The sequence below is a fragment of the Robiginitalea insularis genome (genome assembly GCF_052497835.1).
On sequence record NZ_CP199296.1, the window covers coordinates 2,642,138 to 2,666,098 of the forward strand.

General features: G+C 47.6%; 22 protein-coding genes and 1 other RNA gene. 8 read left to right on the forward strand and 15 right to left on the reverse strand.

From position 1 onward, the window contains the following. Nucleotides 1–10: 10 nt before the first annotated feature. Nucleotides 11–592, reverse strand: coding sequence for a tRNA-(ms[2]io[6]A)-hydroxylase (locus ACT6NV_RS12005; protein ID WP_445384688.1), 582 nt, complete (start codon nucleotides 590–592; stop codon nucleotides 11–13). A 66-nt stretch (nucleotides 593–658) separates the two neighbouring features. Further along, nucleotides 659–2,434, reverse strand: a complete 1,776-nt coding sequence (locus ACT6NV_RS12010) for a DNA polymerase III subunit gamma/tau (protein WP_445384689.1) — start codon at nucleotides 2,432–2,434, stop codon at nucleotides 659–661. A gap of 130 nt (nucleotides 2,435–2,564) precedes the next feature. On the opposite strand from ACT6NV_RS12010, the gene rnpB reads away from it, so the two are divergent. Next, nucleotides 2,565–2,877, forward strand: an RNA gene (gene rnpB / locus ACT6NV_RS12015) — RNase P RNA component class A. Here rnpB and ACT6NV_RS12020 read toward each other — a convergent pair. From ACT6NV_RS12020 to ACT6NV_RS12030, 3 genes are read right to left on the reverse strand one after another with little or no spacing between them, the layout of a single operon-like run. Further along, a complete protein-coding gene (locus ACT6NV_RS12020) occupies nucleotides 2,874–3,416 on the reverse strand; it encodes an RsmD family RNA methyltransferase (RefSeq protein WP_445386695.1) in 543 nt (180 codons plus the stop codon). The genes rnpB and ACT6NV_RS12020 overlap by 4 nt on opposite strands. After that, a complete protein-coding gene (locus tag ACT6NV_RS12025) occupies nucleotides 3,416–4,246 on the reverse strand; it encodes a DUF3822 family protein (protein ID WP_445384690.1) in 831 nt (276 codons plus the stop codon). The genes ACT6NV_RS12020 and ACT6NV_RS12025 overlap by 1 nt, the downstream gene beginning before the upstream one ends. Next, entirely contained in the window at nucleotides 4,224–4,874 is a 651-nt protein-coding gene (locus ACT6NV_RS12030) for a hypothetical protein (protein WP_445384691.1), read from the reverse strand. The genes ACT6NV_RS12025 and ACT6NV_RS12030 overlap by 23 nt, the downstream gene beginning before the upstream one ends. Before the next feature lie 101 nt (nucleotides 4,875–4,975). Between ACT6NV_RS12030 and ACT6NV_RS12035 the strand changes: the two genes are divergently transcribed. From ACT6NV_RS12035 to ACT6NV_RS12060, 6 genes are all read left to right on the forward strand, one after another. Then, entirely contained in the window at nucleotides 4,976–6,415 is a 1,440-nt protein-coding gene (locus ACT6NV_RS12035) for an ATP-dependent DNA helicase (protein ID WP_445384692.1), read from the forward strand. 25 nt (nucleotides 6,416–6,440) lie between these two features. Next, nucleotides 6,441–7,010, forward strand: coding sequence for a DUF4126 domain-containing protein (locus tag ACT6NV_RS12040; RefSeq protein WP_445384693.1), 570 nt, complete (start codon nucleotides 6,441–6,443; stop codon nucleotides 7,008–7,010). A gap of 71 nt (nucleotides 7,011–7,081) precedes the next feature. Next, nucleotides 7,082–7,795 (forward strand): 3-deoxy-manno-octulosonate cytidylyltransferase, encoded by a 714-nt coding sequence (gene kdsB / locus ACT6NV_RS12045; RefSeq protein ID WP_445386696.1) that lies wholly within the window; start codon nucleotides 7,082–7,084, stop codon nucleotides 7,793–7,795. Next, on the forward strand, nucleotides 7,786–8,487 hold the full coding sequence (locus tag ACT6NV_RS12050) for an HAD family hydrolase (RefSeq protein WP_445384694.1): 702 nt from the start codon (nucleotides 7,786–7,788) through the stop codon (nucleotides 8,485–8,487). Before kdsB ends, ACT6NV_RS12050 begins: the two co-directional genes overlap by 10 nt. A 73-nt stretch (nucleotides 8,488–8,560) precedes the next feature. Then, nucleotides 8,561–9,616, forward strand: coding sequence for an iron-containing alcohol dehydrogenase family protein (locus ACT6NV_RS12055; protein ID WP_445386697.1), 1,056 nt, complete (start codon nucleotides 8,561–8,563; stop codon nucleotides 9,614–9,616). A 49-nt stretch (nucleotides 9,617–9,665) separates the two neighbouring features. Beyond that, nucleotides 9,666–10,172, forward strand: coding sequence for a lysophospholipid acyltransferase family protein (locus ACT6NV_RS12060; RefSeq protein WP_445384695.1), 507 nt, complete (start codon nucleotides 9,666–9,668; stop codon nucleotides 10,170–10,172). Nucleotides 10,173–10,229: 57 nt separating this feature from the next. Here ACT6NV_RS12060 and ACT6NV_RS12065 read toward each other — a convergent pair whose 3' ends face one another. The 8 genes from ACT6NV_RS12065 to thrA all read right to left on the reverse strand — a co-directional run bounded on the left by ACT6NV_RS12065 (nucleotide 10,230) and on the right by thrA (nucleotide 18,802). After that, nucleotides 10,230–10,730 carry a hypothetical protein gene (locus ACT6NV_RS12065; RefSeq protein WP_445384696.1) on the reverse strand — a complete coding sequence of 167 codons (501 nt, stop codon included), beginning with the start codon at nucleotides 10,728–10,730 and terminating at the stop codon, nucleotides 10,230–10,232. A 209-nt stretch (nucleotides 10,731–10,939) separates the two neighbouring features. After that, complete coding sequence (locus tag ACT6NV_RS12070; protein WP_445384697.1) at nucleotides 10,940–11,650, reverse strand: YebC/PmpR family DNA-binding transcriptional regulator; 711 nt, start codon at nucleotides 11,648–11,650, stop codon at nucleotides 10,940–10,942. Nucleotides 11,651–11,731: 81 nt separating this feature from the next. Next, nucleotides 11,732–12,022, reverse strand: a complete 291-nt coding sequence (locus ACT6NV_RS12075; protein ID WP_445384698.1) for a 4a-hydroxytetrahydrobiopterin dehydratase — start codon at nucleotides 12,020–12,022, stop codon at nucleotides 11,732–11,734. A gap of 43 nt (nucleotides 12,023–12,065) precedes the next feature. Beyond that, nucleotides 12,066–12,893: a sugar nucleotide-binding protein gene (locus ACT6NV_RS12080; protein ID WP_445384699.1), complete on the reverse strand. Its 828-nt coding sequence runs from the start codon at nucleotides 12,891–12,893 to the stop codon at nucleotides 12,066–12,068. Nucleotides 12,894–12,917: 24 nt separating this feature from the next. Further along, complete coding sequence (gene gcvT / locus ACT6NV_RS12085) at nucleotides 12,918–14,003, reverse strand: glycine cleavage system aminomethyltransferase GcvT (RefSeq protein WP_445384700.1); 1,086 nt, start codon at nucleotides 14,001–14,003, stop codon at nucleotides 12,918–12,920. An 81-nt stretch (nucleotides 14,004–14,084) separates the two neighbouring features. Next, the gene (thrC, locus tag ACT6NV_RS12090) at nucleotides 14,085–15,386 is read right to left on the reverse strand and encodes a threonine synthase (RefSeq protein ID WP_445384701.1); all 1,302 of its coding nucleotides are present in this window, start codon (nucleotides 15,384–15,386) and stop codon (nucleotides 14,085–14,087) included. A gap of 13 nt (nucleotides 15,387–15,399) precedes the next feature. Further along, nucleotides 15,400–16,359: a homoserine kinase gene (locus ACT6NV_RS12095; protein WP_445384702.1), complete on the reverse strand. Its 960-nt coding sequence runs from the start codon at nucleotides 16,357–16,359 to the stop codon at nucleotides 15,400–15,402. 4 nt (nucleotides 16,360–16,363) lie between these two features. Then, complete coding sequence (gene thrA, locus ACT6NV_RS12100; RefSeq protein ID WP_445384703.1) at nucleotides 16,364–18,802, reverse strand: bifunctional aspartate kinase/homoserine dehydrogenase I; 2,439 nt, start codon at nucleotides 18,800–18,802, stop codon at nucleotides 16,364–16,366. Nucleotides 18,803–19,127: 325 nt separating this feature from the next. On the opposite strand from thrA, the gene ACT6NV_RS12105 reads away from it, so the two are divergent. Then, complete coding sequence (locus tag ACT6NV_RS12105) at nucleotides 19,128–20,672, forward strand: NAD(P)H-hydrate dehydratase (protein WP_445384704.1); 1,545 nt, start codon at nucleotides 19,128–19,130, stop codon at nucleotides 20,670–20,672. A gap of 36 nt (nucleotides 20,673–20,708) precedes the next feature. Here the strand turns inward: ACT6NV_RS12105 and ACT6NV_RS12110 are convergent, their stop codons facing one another. Both ACT6NV_RS12110 and ACT6NV_RS12115 read right to left on the reverse strand, forming a co-directional pair. Beyond that, nucleotides 20,709–21,104, reverse strand: a complete 396-nt coding sequence (locus ACT6NV_RS12110) for an STAS/SEC14 domain-containing protein (RefSeq protein WP_445384705.1) — start codon at nucleotides 21,102–21,104, stop codon at nucleotides 20,709–20,711. Nucleotides 21,105–21,304: 200 nt separating this feature from the next. Beyond that, nucleotides 21,305–23,857 (reverse strand): ATP-dependent Clp protease ATP-binding subunit, encoded by a 2,553-nt coding sequence (locus ACT6NV_RS12115; RefSeq protein ID WP_445384706.1) that lies wholly within the window; start codon nucleotides 23,855–23,857, stop codon nucleotides 21,305–21,307. Between the last annotated feature and the right edge of the window lie 104 nt (nucleotides 23,858–23,961).

A 23,961-nucleotide genomic window follows, 5' to 3' on the forward strand; every position in this document is an offset into this window, starting at 1 on the left:
AAACGGAAGACTACCCGTGAACGGTTTCTTTGGTTCCCAGCTTTTTCATTATTTCAGCTTCATAAGCCAGTAACTCTTCCCATTTAGCGTCTACGGTTTTGCGGTCTCCGTATTTTCGCGCAAACTTTAAGAAAAGTGTATAGTGCCCGGCCTCACTGACCATGAGTTTCCTGTAGAATTCGGCCAGTTCCTTATCTTCCAATTCCTCAGAAAGGAGGCGGAATCGTTCACAGCTCCTGGCTTCTATAAGTGCGGCGTATAAAAGCCTGTGTACGAGTTGGGTAGTGCGGTCCCCACCCTTGGGGAAGAATTTCATAAGTTCTATTACGTATTCATCTTTGCGATATTTTCCAAGAGTCTTACCCCGGGCCAAAATTCGGTCGTGAACCATTTTAAAATGGCCCATTTCCTCCCGGGACAGAGCGACCATTTCATTGATCAGATCCGGGTATTCCGGGAAGGTTACGATAAGGGAAATGGCCGTGCTGGCAGCTTTTTGTTCGCAAAAGGCATGATCCGTCAGAATTTCATCTATGTTCTTTTCTACAATATTGACCCAACGGGGGTCTGTGGGTAGTTTCAGTCCCAGCATGGTAAATTTTTTTGTAAAGTTAAAAGAAACTTTCCGGGCAGGAAAGTCGTTTTGGGCGGGAGGCCTTTAAAGGTCGAGGTCGAAGGTTTTGCGCAACAGGTCAATAGCCGGGTTTTTCTCCCGGAGCTTCTGGTATTTCTCCTCCGGGGTAAAGGCAAATTGTTTGGCCACTTCTTCATTGACGGTGATTTTCAATTTGAGGTGGTAGTTATTCAGCTGCTCCCTTAAAAAAGTCAGGACGCCCAGTTGTTCCCGTTCCACTTCCTTCTTCATTGTGCTGTTTGGCAGTTCAATCCAGATGGTGTGCTCCGGCAGGATCTTTGGTTTGTCCGTAGCCAGGCTGGAAGCCAGTATCTTTCTTCCTTCGTTCTCAATTTGTGCGATGTACTGTTCCCAGTTTGTTTGCAGGTCTTCCTCGCTGAAGTTGTCGGCCGGCAGGTCTTCCTCTTCGGGCAGAGCCGCCTTTTTTTCGGCCTGGTGTTTCTTTTTTGCACGGATGCTGGAAAGAGACAAGCCAGACACCTTTTCTGTCTGCCTTCCGGGAATATTTATGGTTACCTTCTTTTGCGCCGGGGCTTCTGCCTCGGTTTGGGCAGCAGGGGCCTTTTCGGGCACAGGGGTTTTGGTTTCTTCAGCAGCTGTCTGCGCCGCTTCAGCAATTCCCTGGTCTGTTCCAGCTGGGGTAATTACAGGGTCAGGCACAGTTATTTCCGATGCCTGTCGGTTGTGATAGTGGCTGGCCGGAATCAATTTGGGCGCCTGTCCTTTACTGGATTTTTTTTTTTGTCCGGAGCCGATGGAAGCCAGCTGCATCAGGCATAATTCCACTAAAAGTCGGTGATTCTTACTCGCCTTATAATTCAGATCGCATTGGTTGGCTAAATCGAGCGCCTGAATCAAGAATTCTGCAGAGGTGTTTTCCGCCTGCTGCAGATATTGTTTTTTGGTGTTTTCACTAACGTCCAGCAGGTCGATGGTTTCCTGGTTCCGGCATACCATTAAGTCCCTGAAATGCGAGGCCAGACCACTGATGAAGTGATGCCCTTCAAAACCCTGGCTGAGGATTCGGTTAAAATGCAATAGCAGGGAAGGGATATCCTGTTTCAGGATCAGTTCCGTGGTTTTAAAATACACTTCCACATCCAGGACATTGAGGTTGTCCGCCACTGCCTTTCGACTGAGAGTTTTCCCCGCAAAACTCACGACCCGGTCAAAAATAGAGAGCGCATCACGCAGGGCGCCATCCGCTTTTTGGGCAATAATCTGAAGGGCTTCTTCCTCTGCCTGTATCCCTTGTTTTTCGGCAATCTCACTGAGATAGGATACGGTATCCATTACTGTTATCCTGCGGAAATCAAAAATCTGACAGCGAGACAGGATGGTAGGGATTATTTTGTGCTTTTCTGTTGTGGCCAGAATGAAAATAGCATGCCCGGGCGGTTCTTCAAGGGTTTTTAAAAAAGCGTTGAATGCCGCCTGCGAGAGCATATGCACCTCGTCGATGATGTAGACCTTGTACTTGCCCACCTGCGGGGGAATCCTTACCTGGTCGATCAGGCTGCGGATGTCATCAACGGAATTGTTGGAGGCAGCATCAAGTTCAAAGATGTTAAAAGCGAAATCTTCATCCCTGCTTTCACTGCCATCCTCATTGATTTTTTTAGCGAGAATACGGGCACAGGTTGTTTTTCCTACTCCTCTGGGACCACAGAATAATAGTGCCTGGGCCAGGTGGTTATTTTCAATCGCATTGAGCAGTGTTTGGGTAATGGCCTGTTGGCCTACTACCTCTTCAAAGTGCTGTGGTCGATATTTTCTGGCCGAAACGATAAAGGGCTCCATGATCTGCAGTTTAGGTTTGCTTTTACAGGCTAACCTCTTGTATACAAATATACATATCACGGCTATTAATAAGGCCTAAATGCTACTTTGAGGCCTCTTATTTTATTAACAATAGTCGTACCTTTGCATAAGAGCAGGTCAGCTTACCGCTCCACTGCCAAGGCAGCGGGGAGGAAAGTCCGGACACCGCAGTGCAGCATAGCGGGTAACGCCCGTCCATCGAGAGGTGAGGACCAGTGCAACAGAAAGCAAGTACAGTTCGGCTGTAGTGAAATCGGCAAACTCTATGCGGTGAAACGCCATGTAGTTCAACATTCGAAGGCGGCACGCCTGAGTTGACGGGTAGGCGGATAGAACCCCCGGGTAACCGTGGGTCCAGATAAATGGTAAGTAGCCCGGTTTCGGCCGGGTAGACAGAATCCGGCTTATGACCTGCTTTTTATTTTTTCAGTTCAAAAAAGCTGAAAACAGATCCTCCGTATTTTCGGGATTCGCTCAGGCTGGGATGTCCGCTAAAATCCTTCTCTTTGGTGTGTTCCAGAATAAAACTCCCCTCAGGCTTTAATCGATCAGGTGCCGTACAGAGGTCGATAAGTTCCAAAAGTTGTTCTTCACTAAAATCATAGGGTGGGTCTGCGAAGATCAGATCAAAAATCCCGGTTGAGCGTTCGAGATAGCTGAATACATCGCTTTTGACGGTAGCGATGGGCAGATCGAGGTTTTCAGCTGTAGTCCTTATAAAAGCTGCACAACCCGGGTGCGCATCCACAGCGATCAGATCGGTGGTGCCCCTGGAAGCAAATTCAAAACTGATATTCCCGGTGCCTGCAAACAGGTCAAGGACCTTGAGGTCTGGGAGGAAGTACTGGTTTTGCAGAATATTGAAAAGTGCTTCTTTAGCCCTGTCTGTGGTGGGCCTAACAGGCAGTTTCTGCGGGGCTTTGATACGCCTTCCTTTATGTGTGCCTGAAATGATCCGTATCACAGGGTGCTGCTAAGGGTAAAATCCAACGGAGTGTCGTTCTCGCGCTCGTCAAAGTTCTGGCTTGCGGGAATAAATAATGAGACTTGTTCCAGGTATTCCCCGCAAAGACTTACCAGTGGATCCCCTTCTTCGACATCCCCCATTAAACGAAGCTTAAGGGTGCCGGGATCCAGTTGCAGCTGCTCCAGGGCAAAAAGGAGGTAATACATGAAATCTTCCTCTGTTGTGTACCAGTAGCTATTGAAAAAAAGGAGCTGTTTATTTGAAAAAACGGCCATATCCATCTGGGATTCTGACAAATGTATATAACAGCTTTTACCCTGTCCCGACAGGGGTAATTTGATCAGTGTTTCCAGTAAAACAGTAGCGGAATGTTTGAATTCGAATTCCCCGAACAGCTCGTAAATATGATTGTTTACATTGGCAAAGGGGACGTATACATTAACAGCCTCCAGACTTTCCATTACATCGTAATCCAGATGGTCTGTGGCAAAGATTTTCGCATTGAATTTCAGGTAATTCGAAAGTTCTTCTTCCTTAAAAAGGGCTTGTGGTACCAGGCTGTACAGGGCATTCTTGTGAATGACCACCACTTCGGAAAAACGATAGCTGGGAATGTCCTTTTCGCGCAGCGCGTCCCTGAGTTCGTTTTCAAGTTCAAAGGGCGTCAGTTCCTTGTGGAATGTCCTTGAAAAACTAACCTCCAGTTTTTTCCCAATAGTATCGAGTACACAAAAAGAAAGTCCATTCAGGCTTACCTGAATGGACAATTTTTGAAAACTATCTTCTGTGTGTTCCAGGCTGTTATTGATCTCCTTTCTTATCATAAATAGGTGGCCAGTTACCACTGGTACTCACTTCTGAGAGGGATCCGACCTTGATGGCAGGTCCGTTAACTTCTTCCACGCTCACTTGTACATTTTCACGGTCTCTCAGGTCTTTAGGCTGGTCGTAGAGAATAATGTCTTTGTCTACCTTTACTTCGAAAACAGGTGCCCTGTATCCGCTTTTATCAACCATATCTGCCTTCATGGTAAATTGCTCATTGTTCTGAGCGTAAGGTACAGATGCCAGGTTTTTGTAGCGATCACTGTTTTTAAAGAGGGAATCTTTCACTGAGACAAAGCCCAGAGTGTCGATAATTTTAACTTCTTGCAGCATGTCAATCTGATAGGTCTTGTCAAATTCCATGTAAGAAGAATCCCTTTGCTGGGTAATGGTGTATTTGGCAGTATCCACAAAAGTGATCAGGGATGGGAAGTCGTTGGCATATCTTCCTGTAACCGTCTTATATGCTTCCTGAGCCTTGCGTATATCTTTAAGCTTTGCAATTACTTCGGCAAAACGTTCTTTTTTGACCTTATCAAACTCGATAGGGCCGGTAACGGAGCGATAAATCAGGAACCCCAATACAATACAAGCAATCCAAAGAACAATTTGTAATACGGTTTTCATTTTTGCGGTGTTATTTTGACTTAGTGGTTATTCACAAATCTACAATTTTTTTTTAATGGTAAAAGGTTTTGCCTTAAAAACCTCTTTATCTTTGAAGGCCTATGGATTCCCTTACAGCCGCTTCTTTTTACGGGCTTTTGCTCGACAAATTCCCGCATCAGCCCACCCTGAAACAGTCCGAAACCCTCAAATCACTTGCGGAATTTACAATGGACAATTCTCCTGACCGGATTTTTCTCCTGAAAGGGTTTGCGGGTACCGGGAAAACAACGCTTTTGGGAACCCTGATTTCAAACCTCTGGCACTGCAAAAAAAAGGCGGTGCTGATGGCGCCCACAGGCCGGGCCGCCAAGGTAATGTCTTCCTATACCGGCACCCAGGCCTTTACAATCCACAGGCAAATATATTTCCCGAAAAAAGACAGGTCCGGGGGTGTTCGATTTACCCTGGCGCCTAACCGGCATCGAAATACGCTCTTTATTGTAGATGAGGCATCAATGATACCGGATTCCCCTGCTCCCGGCGATAAAAACCCCGGTAATTCGCTGCTGGATGATTTAATGACTTATGTTTATTCGGGATTTAAATGCCGTTTAATGCTGGTGGGAGACACGGCACAGTTGCCCCCTGTAAAGCTGTCCTTAAGTCCAGCACTGAACGCCGGACTGCTTGAACTACAATACAATAAGCATATAACCGAGATCGAACTGGATGAGGTAGTCCGCCAGGCTGAAGATTCCGGAATTCTAATGAATGCCACCCGCCTCAGGGAGTCTCTGGAGCAGGAAAGCCTGTCAGGTTTTCGTTTTGAGTTGTCCGGTTTTCAGGATATCGTCCGCCTGATAGATGGTTACGAGATACAGGACGCCATCAATCGGGCTTTTGATGAAAACGGAAAGGAAGAAACCGCCGTGATAGTGCGTTCCAACAAGCGTGCTAATCTGTATAATGAGAATATCCGCAGTCGCCTGTTGTTTTTGGAAAATGAACTGGCGGTTGGCGATTATATGATGGTAGTGAAGAACAACTACTTCTGGTTGAAAAGCTCTTCGGATGCCGGGTTTATTGCCAATGGGGATATCCTTGAAATATTGGAGCTTTTTGCAATTAAGGAACTCTATGGTTTTCGCTTTGCGGAGGTTAAGGTCCGCATGGTGGATTACCCCAGGCAAAAACCCTTTGAAACGGTTTTACTGCTGGACACCATAAAGGCTGAAAGCCCTGCACTTTCTTATGAGGATGGCAATCGCCTATATCAGGAGGTAATGGCGGACTACCAGCATGAAACATCCGGTTACAAAAAATTCATGGGGGTTAAGAACAATCCTTTTTTCAATGCACTGCAGGTCAAATTCTCCTATGCCATAACCTGTCATAAATCGCAGGGCGGGCAGTGGGAAACCGTTTTTGTGGAACAGCCTTACCTCCCTGGAGAAATAGACCGGGAGTATCTAAGATGGCTTTACACGGCTGTGACACGGGCTAAGACCAAACTGTACCTGATCGGGTTCCGCAGCGATTTTTTTCTGAACGCCGAATAACGTATTTTAGGGGAAAAGCGCTAAGATGAGTGGGGACACTATACTGAGTATTTTCCTGGGGATCGGGCTGGCTGCTTCTGTCGGCTTCCGTGTCTTTCTCCCTTTGCTGGTTCTGAGCCTGGCAGCCTATACCGGTCGCTGGGAATTAAATGAGCATTGGGAATGGATCGGCAGCCTCACCGCTCTTATAACCTTCGGGGTGGCCAGCCTGGTGGAACTCCTGGCGTATTTCATTCCCTGGCTGGATAATTTACTGGATACCATCTCTGTTCCGCTTACGGCCCTTGCCGGTACAGCCGTCGTTGCTTCCACGGTTGCAGGGCTCGATCCGGTTGTAAGCTGGTCTTTGGCTATCATTGCAGGTGGCGGTACGGCTACTGCCATTAAAGGGGCTGCAGCCGGAAGTCGGCTGGCCTCCACTGCCACTACAGGAGGGCTGGCCAACCCCGCCCTGGCCGCTGTTGAGACTTCTGTTGCCACCACCCTAAGTATCGTTTCCGTTCTGGCCCCTGTTCTGGCGGCATTTCTGGTAACCCTGGTTCTGGCGCTGATCTTCAGGATTTACCGTAAACTCAGGCCAAGAAGGCGCTCCTGACGGCATTTAAATTAATGTACATTTGTAAATAGAAATCTTAACCATCCTCAGCTAAAGTGAAAATAATTGCGATGATACCGGCCCGTTACGCAGCCTCGCGGTTTCCCGGGAAATTGATGAAAGACCTGGCCGGAAAGCCGGTAATTCTAAGGACCTATGAGGCCGCCAGGAAAACAGGTCTTTTTGAAGAGGTTATTGTAGTGTCTGATAGTGTGGAAATTCAACAGACCATTGAAGCAGCAGGCGGGAAGGTAATTATGAGCAGGGAAGTACACGAAACGGGAAGTGACCGGATCGCTGAAGCCGTTTCCGATCTGGAGGTAGATATTGTCGTAAATGTACAGGGAGACGAACCTTTTACCGAAAGGGAGAGCCTTGAGAAACTCCTCAGGGTATTCCGGGATGATAAGGCCCGTGAGATTGACCTGGCCTCTTTGATGGCAGAAATCACAGATCCGGAAGAGATCAGCAACCCCAATACGGTAAAAGTAATTACCGATCACCGAGGCTTTGCCCTGTATTTTTCCAGGGCACCAATTCCCTTCCAGCGTTCTGAAACAGAGAAAGCCCGTTATTTTAAACACAAGGGCATTTATGCCTTCCGCAAAAGCGCCCTGATGGATTTCAGGCGGCTTCCCATGCAACCACTGGAAGCGGTTGAAAAAATTGAGGCCATCCGCTACCTGGAATACGGCAAGAAAATAAAAATGGTAGAAACCCGGATCAGTGGGATAGAGATTGATACCCCGGAGGATTTGGAAAAAGCCAAGGCAGCATGGAATTAGATTTTAAGCATATCACTACAATCGGCTTTGATGCGGACGATACCCTGTGGGTGAATGAAACCTATTTTCGCAAAGCCGAGGAGGATTTCGCCTCTTTGCTGGACGGCTATGAAACAAAAAATACCATAGACCAGGAGCTTTTTAAAATGGAAATGCGCAATTTGAACCTGTATGGCTATGGGATCAAAGGATTTGTTCTTTCCATGATCGAATCAGCCCTGGAGTTATCGAATAACAGGGTTCCTGCTAACAGCATTGCGGAAATTTTGAATATCGGCAAGAATATGATCTCGCATAAACTGGAACTGCTGGATGGGGTGGAGGAGGTTTTACATCAGCTTCAGGGGAAATATCGTTTGCTGGTACTGACCAAAGGCGACCTGCTGGATCAGGAGCGCAAGCTGGAACGCTCAGGCCTGCTGGATTATTTCCATCATGTGGAAGTCCTCAGCGATAAAAAAGAAATAAACTATAAACGATTACTGGAGCATCTGGAGATAGATGTTTCAGAATTCCTGATGGTCGGGAATTCCCTGAAATCCGATGTGCTGCCTATTTTAAACATAGGGGCAAGGGCGGTGCATGTACCCTTTCATACAACCTGGGCACATGAAGAAGTGCCGGATGACGCACATGACAATAAACATTTGACCATTAGTAATTTAAGAGAACTATTAAAATATGTCAACTGAACGGATTAAAGTGAAAAACAAGCCTTCTCAGCAGCCTTCCCAAGGGGCCAAAACAGAGTTCCGCAACTTTCCCATGGTTCCAAGAGTGGTTTACGGGAAAGGGAGTTTTGGACAGCTAGGCGAGATTCTGATGCCAAAGCGACAGCATGCCGAGGCACCAATGATATTTTTGGTAGACGCTGTTTTCGAGGACAGCCAACTACTGCAACGCATCCCCGCGATCTTTGAAGACCAGATAATTCTGATCTCCGCGAGCGAAGAGCCCAAGACCGCACAGGTGGATGTACTGGTTGATAAAATCCTGAATTCCTACGAATACCTGCCCTCCGGAATTATCGGAATAGGAGGGGGGACCCTGCTGGACCTGGCCAAGGCGGTGGCCATAATGATCACAAACCCCGGTTCATCCACGCAATATCAGGGCTGGGACCTTGTCGGTAAACCGGCCATTTATCATGTAGGGATACCCACCCTCAGCGGTACCGGGGCAGAAGTTTCGAGGACCACGGTATTGATGGGGCCTGAACGCAAATTGGGTATTAATTCGGACCACACCACCTTTGATCAGGTAATTCTGGATCCTGAACTGACCGCGGGAGTGCCCAGGGACCAGTGGTTTTATACCGGGATGGATTGTTTTATCCACTGTGTGGAATCGCTTCAGGGAACGTATCTGAATGCCTTTAGCCAAAGTTACGGAGAAAAGGCTATGGAACTTTGTGAGGAGGTCTTTTTGAAGGATCTGCCGGAGGAGGAAAGCCGTGAAAAACTTATGATGGCTTCCTGGCACGGGGGGATGAGTATTGCCTATTCACAGGTGGGAGTGGCCCACGCCCTGAGTTACGGACTCTCTTTTGTAATGGGAACCCCTCATGGCCTTGGTAATTGCTTGGTTTTTCAACATCTGGAGGCCTTTTATCCGGAAGGGGTCCGAAACTTCAAGAAAATGCTTCAAAGACATAAGATACAGCTGCCGCAGGGCGTTTGCCAGGACCTTTCTGAATCCGAGCTGGACACTATGGTACGTGTAGCGATGGAGATGACCCCATTATGGGAAAATGCCCTTGGCGAAAATTGGGAATCGCGTATCAGTGCTGCCGATTTGAAGGAGATTTACCTGAAAATTTAATACGGAATACTGAATGAAATGGCTTTCAGCTTGGATATTTAAAGGGCTTATGGGATGGAAAATTCTGGGCGCTTTCCCACAGGTTCGCAAATGCGTGGTAATTGTTGTACCCCACACCCACTGGATGGACTTTATTATAGGGCTGTTTGTTCGCAAACTGATCGGGGTACCCATAAACTATATCGGGAAGCACAGCCTTTTTAAACCGCCTTTTGGCTGGTTTTTTAAAGCAATGGGCGGCGCTCCGGTGGATCGTTCTAAAAATGCAGACACAGTTCAGGCGGTGGCCGATATCTTCAATTCCCGGGAGGAGTTCCGACTGGCACTTGCTCCGGAAGGTACCCGGAAAAAAGTGACATCCTGGCGGACGGGATACTACTATATGGCTTTGGCGGCAAAAGTTCCCATTGTATTAGTGGCATTTGACTACTCCAAAAAAGAAGTCCGTATTTCTGAGGCTATGCAGCCCAGCGGGGACTATGATAAGGACTATGAAAAATATCGTGTATTTTACAAGGGGGTCAAAGGTAAAATACCCGAATACAGTTTTGAGTAAATAACCAAAGGCGTGATCTAATAATAGGCCACGCCCTGGAATTAAATTCTTCCGACTTTAATCTCTTTCTAAGGTCAGGCTTACAGAAGCACATTCTTCTGTTCCATCATCATCAAAATCGAATTCCGCCGTTTCAGGTCCACCGACCAGTGCAAAGGTGTTGCCTGAGAGCGTATCGCCAAAGTAGGTGGGATCATTAGGCGGGTCGTCGTCAAATTGAATGGCAAAGAATTTCTTGTCTTCAAAATAGATCTTTCCTGTGGTCACTTCTGTTCCCTCTCCCCCGGGAAATACAACTGTAAGGGTAAACCTTCCATTGGCTTGTATTACCATGGTTGCAGAGCCTTCCTGTAGAATGAGGTCATAAGAGGCAGGTTCAATCATTTCGCTGCCACAGTAGGTAAAGGTGAGTTGGGTGGCATTCCAGTTACCCGCTAAATCACTGATACAGTAATCCGGGCCACAATCGGCTTTTACTTCATCATCATCCCCTGAACAGGAAATAAATAAGAAGGTGAAAAACGGCAGAATCATTAAGAGTTTTCCTATTGTTTTCATGGGTCAGGACTTTAAGGTGAAACCACATTTTCCGCTCTTATATTGAAAGAGCCCGAAGAATCTGTGGTATAACTCAAAGCTATTTTATAATAGGAAATGTAGCAATGATGCAGGTCATCGGAGATCAGTCTGTATTGGTTTCAGACCTGTATACAGATAAAAATGTACGGGTTACACCTGAAATGGAAACAATAAAAGATTTACCGAAACTATTCTTTCATGGTGTGGTAAACATTCTGAACATCGTCGTCCTCCTCGATCTTTTCCAGTAGTTTTTCGATGTCTTCAGCCTCTTCCTCGGAAAGCTCCTTGGTAACCTGAGGGATACGTTCAAATCCGGATGACAGAATCTCAATTCCCCTGGATTCAAGCTCTTTCTGAATGGCCCCGAATGATTCAAATGGGGCATATATCAGAATTCCGTCTTCATCCATAAATACTTCCTCAGCCCCGAAGTCGATCATATCCAGTTCCAGTTCTTCCGGATCTATTCCTTCGGCCGGAATACGAAAATTACAAGTGTGGTCAAACATAAATTCCACAGAGCCAGAGGTTCCCAGGCTACCGTTGCATTTGTTGAAATAAGAGCGGATGTTGGCCACTGTACGGGTGTTGTTGTCTGTGGCTGTTTCAATCAGGATGGCTATCCCGTGGGGGCCATAACCTTCAAAAAGGACCTCCTTGTAATCGCCCTGAGATTTATCTGTAGCGCGTTTGATGGCGCGTTCAATATTGTCCTTGGGCATATTAACGGCCTTGGCATTCTGAATGACTGCCCTCAGGCGTGAATTGGCATCAGGATCGGGGCCACCTTCCTTAACGGCCATCACAATGTCCTTGCCAATTCGGGTGAAAGCCTTGGACATAGCTGCCCAGCGTTTTAACTTTCTGGCTTTCCGGAATTCAAATGCTCTTCCCATGGGAATGTTCTAGATTTTTGGTCCCTGCAAATTTAGCAAATCCCAACGCAAATTCAAGTAGCTGTAAGGGCAATTAAATGCTTAATCCGCAGTACTGATAAGCCTGTCTATAGTACGGGCGAGACGGAAGTCTTTATCGGTTACCCCACCCGCATCATGGGTATTAAGGCGAATATGCAACTGATTGTAAACGTTAGACCAATCCGGATGGTGATTCTGGGCTTCACACTCAAAAGCGATCCGGCACATAAGGGTGAAGGCCTCCTTAAAATTCTCAAACTCAATGGTGGTTTCCAGGGCGTTTTCATGGAATTCCCAGCCGCTTAACTCATTAAGACGGTCTTGTATTTCGGAGAGGGTTAATTTTTCCATGTAAAATATTTTGATTTAGCCGGAAGATATGGATTTTCGGGAACTATTGTTTGATGTGGTGGTCAATTACCTCCTGATAACTCAACTGCAGATTTTTGGGCAATAGGTTATGTTTCGGGAGTACGGCCAGATAACGCTCATCATTGGTGGTAAAGACCCTTTTAAAAAGGGGCCTGCGGGCAGAAAGGTGGGCCGTGATTTCGCGGATAAAATCTTCGTGGTGAACCAGGTCTTTGCTCCCCAGATGGAAAATACCGTGTTTTTTTCGGTTGATGATGTAGTGCAACTGCTGGGTAAATTTATCGTCCGTAGTGACGTTCATAATCAGGTTTGGAAAGACTTCTATCGCCTCTCCAGATTGTAGCGACTCCTTTATTTCCCGTGTTCTTGGCGATGTGTTCCCGAAGACCATCGGCAGCCTCAGGATACCCATTTTCCGGCTGGGCAGCCGCAGCAGCATATTTTCAATCCGGATTTTAAGCCTGCCGTAAATGCTTTCGGACAGGGTTTTATCAAATTCATAAGAAGGGAACTTGCTATAGGCGTCAAACACATTTGCAGATGAGAGGAATAATAATTGAGCAGGGTTCCTGCTGAGATACTCCGTTATGTGAGAATGTGCCTGTATCTGTGCACCGAAATCCCCGCGAAGGGCCGAAATAATGATATCCGGCCGTAACTTTTCCAGGATTCCGTAAATGTCATCTTCCAGCATGTCATAGCGGAGGAACTGCTGGTTTTCTTCAAATCTTTTACGCGAACTGCAATAGGTGGCATAGGTGTCGTAATAATTACAGAGCTCCTTATAGGCTGCATACCCCAAAAAGCCACTCCCCCCTAAAATTAAAATCCGCTTTCCGCCTTCCTCCACGCTTTTTTCTTTAGGTATTTCTATCTATCCTTTATAGAATGGGGGTTTGACAATTATAGCCGGGACGCTGTTTTTGCGAATCTGAATATATACCGTATTCCCGATACCGGCCTGGTCTGTGCTAACATAACCCAGACCAATACCTTTCCCAAGGGAGGGAGACATGGTACCCGAGGTGACCCTGCCCAGAACCCGTCCGTCAGCATCGGTTATTTCGTAATCTTTTCTGGGAATCCCCTTTTCCAGTAATTCAAAGCCAACCAGTTTCCGTGTCACGCCGGCCTCTTTTTGCTGCTGCAGGGCCTTTGAATTGACAAATTCCTTAGAAAATTTGGTAACCCAGCCCAAACCCGCTTCCAGGGGAGAAGTGGTATCATCGATGTCGTTACCATAGAGGCAATAGCCCATTTCCAGCCTCAGGGTATCTCTTGCTGCCAGGCCAATGGGTTTGATTCCATAGTCTTTGCCCGCCTCCAGCACCCGGTCCCATACCTGTTGTACCTCGGCATTCTTGCAGTAAATTTCGAAGCCGCCAGAGCCCGTATAGCCGGTTGCGGATATGATTACATGGGGTATTCCGGCAAAGTCTCCGACCACAAAATGATAGAAGGGAATGCTTTTTAAATCAACCGAGCTAAGGGATTGCATGGCTTCCGCAGCCTTGGGTCCCTGTATAGCCAACAGCGAATAATCGTCTGAAAGGTTACGCATTTCCGCTCCGATCTCTGCATTGTATTTGGACAGATGTTTCCAGTCTTTTTCAATATTGGAAGCATTTACTACCAGCAGGTAGGTTTCCTCCTTCACCCGGTAGACAATCAGGTCATCCACAATACCCCCTGTTTCATTGGGGAGGCAACTGTACTGTGCCCGGCCAACCTCCAGTTTGGAGGCGTCGTTGGAGCAGACTTTCTGTATGAGTTCGAGAGCATTGGGGCCTTCTATCAGGAATTCTCCCATATGGGAGACATCAAAAACCCCTACAGATTCGCGAACCGTTTGATGCTCTGCGTTCACTCCCTCGTAGGATACCGGCATATTATACCCCGCGAAGGGTACCATTTTTGCTCCCAGGGCCATGTGTGTTTGGGCCAGCGCTGTCTCTTTCATCGAACTGTTTTAAATTCAGGGCAAATGTATTGAAAAATGTTCTATCCGAAGGCAGCGGAGGCAGGCTCTTTGGCAATAAACTTATTCTGTTTTCATCGAAAGTAAAAAATCCTGTAACTCTTCAAAGGAAGCAATAGCAGTAGCCGATTTTTCCTTGTTCAGAACCCTTTGAATTTGGGCCGGGATTTCCAACTCCTTCCCAATGCAGCGCTCCACCTCTTTCCTGAATTTAATGGGATGTGCCGTCTCCAGAAAAATACCCTGTGCTCCGGGATTTTCCCGGATATAGTCAGACAGCCCCAAATAACCTATAGCCCCGTGCGGGTCTGCAGTGTAATTGTATTGGAGCTGCAATTCCCGAATGGCCTCCCGGGTCTGGTCATCGGTATAGGAATAGGCAGATAATACTGATTTCAGGTCCTCAAACCGGTTTTCGAACAATTGGCGAATGCGTATAAAATTACTGGGGTCTGCTACATCCATTGCATTGGAAATAGTTGGCACCGCGGGCCTGGGTTCGTATGTTTCACCTGCCATATACCTCGGAACCGTGTCATTGACATTGGTTGCCGCAATAAACCCGGAACAGGGCATCCCCATCTGATGGGCGAGCATCCCTGCACAGATATTTCCAAAATTTCCGCTGGGCACTGAAAAAATGGGAGGGTGCTGGTCGGGCTGCTGGCGGATTGCCGAAACAAAATACAATAGCTGGGGGATCCATCGGGCCACATTAATGCTATTGGCAGAGGTCAGTTGCATCTTGCTGCGGATTTGATCTTCCAGGAAGGCCCGCTTCACCATTTGCTGGCAATCATCAAAATTTCCACTGACTTTAAGGGCGTAAATATTTTCCCCCAGGGTAGTGAGCTGCCTCTCTTGAATGTCGCTGACCTTGCCATCCGGATAGAGGATCACCACACGAACCCCGGGAACCCCCAAAAATCCATTGGCTACAGCCCCTCCGGTATCTCCGCTGGTGGCAACCAGGACGGTAATATCGGCCCCGCCGCCTTTGGAGAAGTGCCCCAGGCAGCCGGCCATAAAGCGGGATCCCACATCTTTAAAGGCCATGGTAGGGCCATGATATAGTTCCAAGGCCGCTATCTGAGCGCTAAGCCGGACCAGCGGAAATTCAAAATCGAGAGTATGCTTGAGGATGTCTTTCAGGACGTTTTCCGGAATACTGTCTCTCGTAAAGGGTAGGATGAGGTCAAAGGCCACTTCTTCAAAGGACCGGTCACGTATCTGCTCCCAGAAATGAGCCGGAAAGCGTGGAATTTCCTGTGGGAAGTAAAGTCCGCGGTCAGGGGCAATTCCCCGGATAACCGCTTCTTTGAAGCTGACATTAGGCGCATTTTGGTTCAGGCTGTAGTATTGCATAGTTTGAGAAGCTTCAGGATTCCTGTTTATCGGCATGTTCTATTTCGCGAATTCCATCGCTGTTTATCCCGGAGATGTGTATTTCAAACGGTATGCTTTTGGTCTTAAAAGAAGCATCCATAGCACGGGCCGTTTTCCGGGCCTGTTCCTGACCCCTGCAAAGTGCGAACATGGAAGGCCCAGACCCGGATATCCCAAACCCAAGGGCCCCGGATTGCAAAGCGGCGGTTCTGAGTTCCGAGAATCCTGGTATCAGCAGGGAGCGGGTAGGTTCAATGATACAGTCTTCAAGGGAACGGCTGATCAGGCCGTAATCCGATTTGAAAAAACCTGCCACAAGCCCTCCTACATTCCCCCATTGCCTGATGCCTTTGCTAAGCGGGATAGTCGTTTTTAATAACCCCCTGGAATCCGAGGTCTTGATCTCAATCTGCGGATGCAGTACGCAGGCAAACAATTCCGATGGGCAGGGAATACTCACAATATCCAGTGGGTCTGATGAACGCACCAGGGTTATCCCGCCAAAAATTGCAGGAGCAACATTGTCGGCATGTGCCGCTCCGCTTGCCAGCTTTTCACCCTGCATGGCGAAACGAACCAGCTCCGTTGCCTCAAAAGGGTTTCCCAACAACTGGTTTAGCCCCCAGACCGCTCCGGCTGCGCTGGCTGCGCTGCTGCCAATTCCCGAGCCTGGTTTTATCTGCTTATGGATCTCAATTTCCACACCTCCCCGGTAATTGGATTCTTCCAGCAGGGCCAGGGCTGCAATTCCGGCAACATTTTTATCTGTATCCATGGGCAGGTCGCAGCCGGTGATGCGGGTAATACGCAAGCCCGGGTCAGAGCAGAGCTTAATCTTCATCTTATCTCCAACCCCATCCAGCGCCAGCCCCAAAACATCAAAGCCGCAGGATAGGTTGGCTATGGTGGCCGGAGAAAAAATTGAAATACTTTTTGGTGCAGTATTTTCCATAGGCTTAAAAATTACCGCTGCGGATGATATCGGCAAATATGCCGGATGCCGTTACCTCTGCTCCGGCCCCGGCTCCTTTTACAATCAGGGGTTGTTCCCGATATCTGTCGGTGTAGAAAAGTACAATGTTATCACTTCCGCTCAGATGATAAAAATCATGGCCTTCCGGAATTTCCTCCAATCCTACAGCGGCCTTTCCCTGATCAAATTTCGCGACATACTTCAGCCGACAATTATTCGCAGATGCGTTCTTGTATACTTTTTCAAAGTCTTCGGAATGCGCTTCTAATTCCTTGTAAAAACCTGTAACATCGGATGCCTCCCGACAGCTTGGCGGAAGGAAAGAATTGTTGGTGATATCCTCCATTTCAAGAGCGTGCCCGCTTTCCCGGGCCAGTATCAGGATTTTCCGCATCACATCCACTCCGCTGAGGTCTATCCTGGGGTCCGGTTCGGTATACCCCTCCTCCTGTGCCTGTCGGACCACTTCATGAAAAGGGACTTCTGCCCGGTAATTATTGAATATAAAATTCAGGCTACCCGAAAGCACTGCCCGGATTTTCAAAATACGGTCTCCTGAGAGGACCAGGTTTTTTAAGGTATCAATTATCGGAAGACCGGCACCAACATTGGTTTCAAACAGGAAGGGGGCGGCATAGGTTCTCGATAGCTGTTTGAGGGCAGCATAGCTTTCATAGCGGTCCGAACACGCTATTTTATTGCAGGTAATCACTGCAATGCTTTCTTTGAGGTAGGCACTGTAGCTGGAGGCCACGGCCGCATTTGCGGTATTGTCAATAAAAATAGAATTTCTCAGGTTCAGCTTTTTCACCTTCTCGAAAAATGATTTCAGATCGGAAGTTTCACCCTGTTGTAGTAAATCAGACCAGTTTTCTAAATCCAGACCATGGGCATCGAAATACATTTTTTTTGAATTGGCGATACCCACTATCCGGAGTTGCAGGCTGAGGGTAGATTTCAAAACTTTTTGCTGTTTCCGGATCTGTTCCAGCAGTCTGGAGCCTACATTGCCCACTCCCATAATAAATATATTTAACTGCTTGACCCGGACCTCGAAAAATGCCTCGTGAAGGCTGTTCAGGGCTTTTTTGACATCCTCTTTCCGGATAACTGCCGAAATATTCCGTTCGGAGGCTCCCTGGGCAATCGCCCGGATATTTACATTGTTCTTGCCCAGGGTACTGAACATTTTCCCGCTAAGTCCCTGATGCTGCTTCATTTGGTCTCCAACCAGGGCTATAATGGCCAGGCCGGACTCCATTGCCACCGGCTTAATTTTTCCTTTGCTTATTTCAAAATCGAAGGCCTGGTTAACCGTTTTTTCGGCCAGAGGGGCATACGCAGAGGCAATCCCCAGGCAAATGGAGTGTTCAGAAGATGCCTGAGTGATAAAGACAATGCTGATCCCCACCTGTGAAAGCGTTTCAAAAAGTCTTTTGCTGATACCAGGGACCCCTATCATGCCGGGTCCTTCCAGGGTCAGCAGCGCAATATCAGGTACATGGCTGATTCCCCTTACGGTCCTGCCTCCCGGGTTCCCTTCCCGATGAATGCGGGTGCCTGCAGCTTCGGGTTCAAAAGTATTCCTGATAACAATGGGAATTCCGGCCTCCAGTACGGGTTGTATGGTAGGCGGATACAGAACCTTGGCTCCGAAGTGAGACAGTTCCATGGCCTCTTCATAGGAAATATCTTTAATGGGCCTGGCCTGCTTTACTATTTTCGGGTTTGCCGTATACATACCGCTTACATCGGTCCATATTTCCAATTCTTCAGCAAGCAGGGCAGCTGCAAAAAGGGCTGCAGAGTAATCTGAACCTCCTCTGCCAAGGGTGGTGGTATCTCCGTTTTCTGAAGCGGCAATAAACCCCGGCAGCACGGTTATTTGCGAGGGGTTTTTAAAGTAGTCTTTTATGCTTTTAGTGGTCTTATCCCTTTGAACCCGGGCTCCGCCAAAAGTATCATCAGTTGTGATGAGTTCCCTGCTGTCTTTAAAACGGCTGTCCAGACCGGAACTCTGGTAGTATGCTGCAATGATAAAGGAAGAAAGCAATTCACCCAAACTCACCATCTTATCCAGCAATTTAGGGGTGGTCTCTCCGATCAGAAAAGCACCTTCAGCAAGGGTTTCGAGAACATTCAGGTCTGTTTTTACCTTCCCGATTACGGCAGATTGCCCTGAAGGTGGAATCAGTTCGCGGATGCAATCCAGGTGTCTTTTTTCGATATTCTGCAGCACCTGGGCATAGCCGGGGTCCTGAGAAGCGGCTTTGGAGGCCATTTCCAGTAACAGATCGGTAACACCTCCCAGGGCAGAGACCACCACGGCAACCGGCCCCGGTGTAGCACTGACAATGGCTTGAGTTGCTCGTATGGCTTCGGCGGTTGCAACCGAGGTTCCTCCGAATTTCAGGATTTTCATGTAAAAAGTGTCTATGGATTAAAAAGGTACGAAAGATCGTGTTCAGATTGCGGAATTAAAAGACTTGTCTACCCCAAAGGGGTACGCGTCCCGGGAACTTCGGGATTGGTCCGGAAAGAAAAGACCCCTGAACCCAAAAAAGACTGTTTTACACGCATAGCGATTCTCATACCCGTCAAAAGTAGCATATTTGGAAGCCTTCGCAAATTTTCAGTTCATTTTTGGCTTCTCCATATATTTTGAACTATTTTCTTTACGAATCCTCGCCGATTTGTCTAATTTTCAGGTAATAATTAAAGCCCCCGGGCAACTAAGATATAGAACTATGAAAGTGCTCAGTCAGACTCAGATCTACGAAGCAGACCGTATAACGCTGGAAAAGCAGGGTATTTCCAGTGAAGAGTTAATGGAGCGCGCAGCGGAGGCACTATTTGGATGGATGCACCATAATTTGCAGGGAGCCCCGGTCAATATCCACATTTTTTGCGGGATCGGGAACAATGGGGGAGACGGACTGGCACTTGCAAGGCATTTGTTGGAACACGGCTATCATATAGAAGTTTACGTAGTGAACTACAGCGAAAAGCGATCTGAAGATTTCCTGATCAATCTTGCCCGTTTAAAAGAACGAAAGCTATGGCCCACCTATCTCAAGGAGGGAAGTGAAATGCCACAGCTGGATACTGCCGACATTGTTGTGGATGCCATTTTTGGAATTGGACTTAATCGGCCACCAGCTCCCTGGGTTCTTTCCATTATGGAGCGGCTTAATGATTCAGGTAATTTTATTTTGTCTGTGGATATTCCGTCCGGTCTGTATATGCACCAATTCCCTGAGTCCTTTCAAACAGCCGTCAGGGCGAACTACGTTTTGAGCCTGGGGACCCCAAAACTTATATTTTTTCTGCCGCAAACAGGGGTTTTTATCAAAGAGTGGGAGGTTTTGGAGATAGGCCTGGATGCGGAATTCCTGGAGAAGGTAAAAACCCGGTTTCGGCTTTTTGGAAAAGCAGAAGCCAGGAGCCTGTACAGAACCCGGCAGCGGTTTACCCACAAGGGGCACTACGGGCATGCCATGCTTGTTGGGGGCAGTTACGGAAAAGTAGGGGCCCTGGCCCTGGCTGCATCCGCATGCCTGAGAACAGGAGCCGGGCTGGTGACGGCATATACAGCCCGATGCGGCGCACTGCCCTTGCAGTCATCTCAGCCCGAGATTATGGTGGAAACCGCTTCGGCAGAACATGAGATTGATGCGTTCCCGAAGCTTTCAGAGCGCCTTACGTATGGAGTCGGGATGGGGATGGGGACTTCCGAAGGGGTGCAAAGCGCTTTTGTAAAATGGCTGGAGAAACACAACAGGCCGCTGCTGATTGATGCGGATGGCCTGAATGCGCTGAGTAAACACCCCTCGGCTCTGGAGCATCTGCCTGAAAATAGTATCCTAAGCCCGCATCCCGGAGAAATGCAGCGTCTTGTGGGTTCCTGGTCCGATGATTTCGATAAAGTCGAAAAAGCATGGGAATTCTCAAACAGGTACAAATGCATCCTTGTTTTAAAAGGGGCTTACACCTTTATTTTTGGTAACGGGCAGGGTTTTGTCAATATTCATGGGAATCCGGGGATGGCTACGGCCGGGAGCGGCGATGTCCTGAGCGGGATGATTACGGCCTTGCTGGCCCAGGGATATCCACCTTTGGAGGCAGCCTGCCTGGGTGTATACCTGCACAGTAAGGCAGGAGATTTAAAGCTTCCTGAATTCGGATATGAAGCGCTTACGGCAAGTACACTGATCAGCGGGATACCGCTTGCTTTTTTGGACTTATTTCATTCGGAACCGGCTTCGGATAATGGTGAAAACGAAGCGTCCTGAGTTCGAAATAAACAGCAGACAGGGGTTACACCTGTTTTAACTTATTCTTCTACGGACCCACCTAAGGGCGTTATTGTAGTCTATAAAAAATTTCATTGGTTTTTTATAGAACATCTTTTCGATGTTGAAATTATGCATGTCCACCTCTTTGGAAGATACAATGGCGAATGCCTTGAGGTTGTCCAGTTCCCTTAAATAGGTGTAGACAATCGGATCTATTGCGTATGAATTCTTGCGGAAAGAGATAAAACCGAAATCTTTATCCCTGAAGTGTATTTCAGATATTCCGATAATCTGGTACGCTCGCTCAAGAGTCAGCGTAGCCCCTTCATCGAAGATCGATACCATATAATTATCAAATACCTGAATTTTGCCAACATCGAGCAGGTACTCCCTGACGATGACGGTCTTTTTAACCGGTCCGATTTTCATTCCATGTTCATTATAGTGTCCGGTAACGAAAGTAGGAGCAAGGCAATTGGGGAAGAAAAATATTAGATTAAAGGCCTATTTATCGTTTATACGGTTTGGGCGACCATGAAGTTGTACCCCGATTCTTACGAAGCTCTGAAACCGCATAAAAAAAGGGGTCATGGATGGATGACCCCTTTTGAAATAGTTTTCCTACCCGATCAGGCTTCCTTGGAGGATTTACTGCCCTTTTTAATGGTGATAGACAATGTATCTTTTTTCTCATCCAGATCCATTTTAATGCTATCCCCTTCATTCAGTTTGGAATTGACGATTTCTTCCGCCAGGGCATCCTCAATATACTTCTGGATTGCCCGCTTTAACGGACGCGCTCCATATTGCTTATCAAAGCCTTTTTCGGCGATATAGTCTTTGGCCTTGTCGCTAAGGCTGAGATTGTATCCAATATCCCTGATACGCTGGTAAAGCTTTTCGAGTTCTATATCGATAATCTTGTGTATATGCTCCCTTTCCAGTGGGTTAAAGACGATAACATCGTCTATCCTGTTCAGGAATTCGGGAGCGAAAGCCTTTTTAAGGGCATTCTCTATAACACTTTTCTGATGGCTGTCTGCCTGTGATTTCTTGGCAGCCGTACCAAAGCCAACACCCTGCCCGAAATCTTTAATCTGCCGCGCTCCGATATTGGAAGTCATGATAATAATAGTATTCCTGAAATCGATTTTACGGCCCAGGCTGTCTGTGAGGAAACCGTCATCCAGTACCTGCAACAACATGTTGAAAACATCCGGATGTGCTTTTTCCACCTCGTCCAAAAGGATAACAGAATACGGTTTTCTCCTGATCTTCTCAGTGAGTTGGCCACCTTCTTCATAGCCGACATATCCGGGAGGTGCTCCCACCAGCCTGGAGATGGCAAATTTCTCCATATACTCGCTCATGTCGATGCGCACCAGGGCATCTTCCGAGTCAAACAGTTCCTTAGCCAGAACTTTGGCTAATTGGGTTTTTCCCACTCCGGTCTGCCCCAGGAAGATAAAACTGCCTATGGGTTTATTCGGGTCCTTGAGGCCTGCCCGGTTCCGCTGTATGGCCTTGGCCACTTTGGCAACCGCTTCGTCCTGCCCGATTACATTTCCTTTTATTAATTGGGGCAATTCGGCCAGCTTATTGCTCTCTGTTTGCGCTATTTTATTTACCGGGATTCCACTCATCATAGAAACCACATCGGCCACGTTGTCTTCCGTAACCGTTTCACGGTTCAGCTTGCTTTCCTCTTCCCATTTTTCCTGAGCCAGGGCCAGTTCCTTCTCTAGGCGCTTTTCATCGTCCCTTAATTTGGCTGCTTCCTCGTAACGCTGTTTTTTGACTACGTTGTTTTTCAGGTCGCGTACTTCCTCCAGCTGTTTTTCCAGTTCGAGGATCTGCTTGGGTACGTCCATATTGACAATATGTACCCGCGATCCGGCTTCGTCCAGGGCATCTATAGCCTTGTCCGGCAGGAAGCGGTCCGTCATGTAGCGGTTTGTCAGTTTAACGCAGGCCACAAGGGCTTCGTCCGTATAATTTACATTGTGGTGATCTTCGTATTTGCCTTTGATGTTTTTCAGGATCTCTATGGTTTCCTCCACGGTGGTGGGCTCTACCATAACCTTCTGGAAGCGACGTTCCAGTGCCCCGTCTTTTTCAATGTACTGCCTGTATTCATCCAGGGTTGTTGCACCGATGCATTGTATTTCTCCACGGGCCAGGGCCGGCTTGAACATGTTGGAAGCATCCAGGCTTCCCGTTGCGCCTCCGGCGCCCACAATGGTGTGTATCTCGTCAATAAAGAGAATGACGTCGTCGTTTTTTTCAAGCTCGTTCATCACGGCCTTCATCCGTTCCTCGAACTGCCCGCGATATTTGGTGCCTGCCACCAGGGATGCCAGGTCCAGGGTAACTACCCGCTTGTTATAAAGGATGCGGGACACTTTTTTATTGATAATGCGCAGGGCAAGGCCTTCTGCGATGGCGCTTTTACCTACCCCGGGTTCCCCTATCAGCAAGGGGTTGTTCTTCTTGCGACGACTCAATATTTGTGATACCCTTTCAATTTCCTTTTCCCTCCCCACAACCGGATCGAGTTTGTTTTCCTCGGCCAGGCGGGTAAGATCCCGTCCGAAATTGTCCAGCACCGGTGTTTTGGATTTCTTATTCCCTTTTTGGGAGCTGCTTCCTCCAAAGGCACCTTCTTTGCTTTCAGCGGCGTCATCAGAGTCGCTTGGAAAAGACTCGGATGTCGGGCTGTCTGTATAATCGTCGTCGCTGGTGATCATGCTCTTGAACTGTTCCTTGACCCCGTCGTAATCTACTTTCATCTTGTGAAGCAGTTTGGTAGTGGGGTCGTTTTCATTCCTCAGGATACACAGCAACAAATGCGCGGTGTTGATAGAGGAACTCTGAAACAATTTGGCCTCCAGAAAGGTAGTTTTCAGGGCGCGTTCTGCCTGACGGGTCAGGTGCAGGTTTTTCTTGTCCTTGGGTTGGGTATTCGCGTTGGGGTTTGCGGGACTCAGAATTTCAACCTTCCGCCTCAGGTGGTCCAGGTCCACCTCCAATGCATCCAGTATACTTATCGCCTTCCCGTTGCCATCGCGCAGCAATCCCAGCATCAAATGTTCGGTACCAATAAAATCATGGCCCAACCGCAACGCCTCCTCTTTGCTATACGCAATAACGTCCTTTACCCTCGGTGAAAAATTATCATCCATAAATCCTGCTTATTCAACTTTAAAATTAGTAAATCTTATTGGAAGATCGTCAAATACCGTACCCATATTCGATAAACCCGAACTAAATGACGAAAAAAACACTG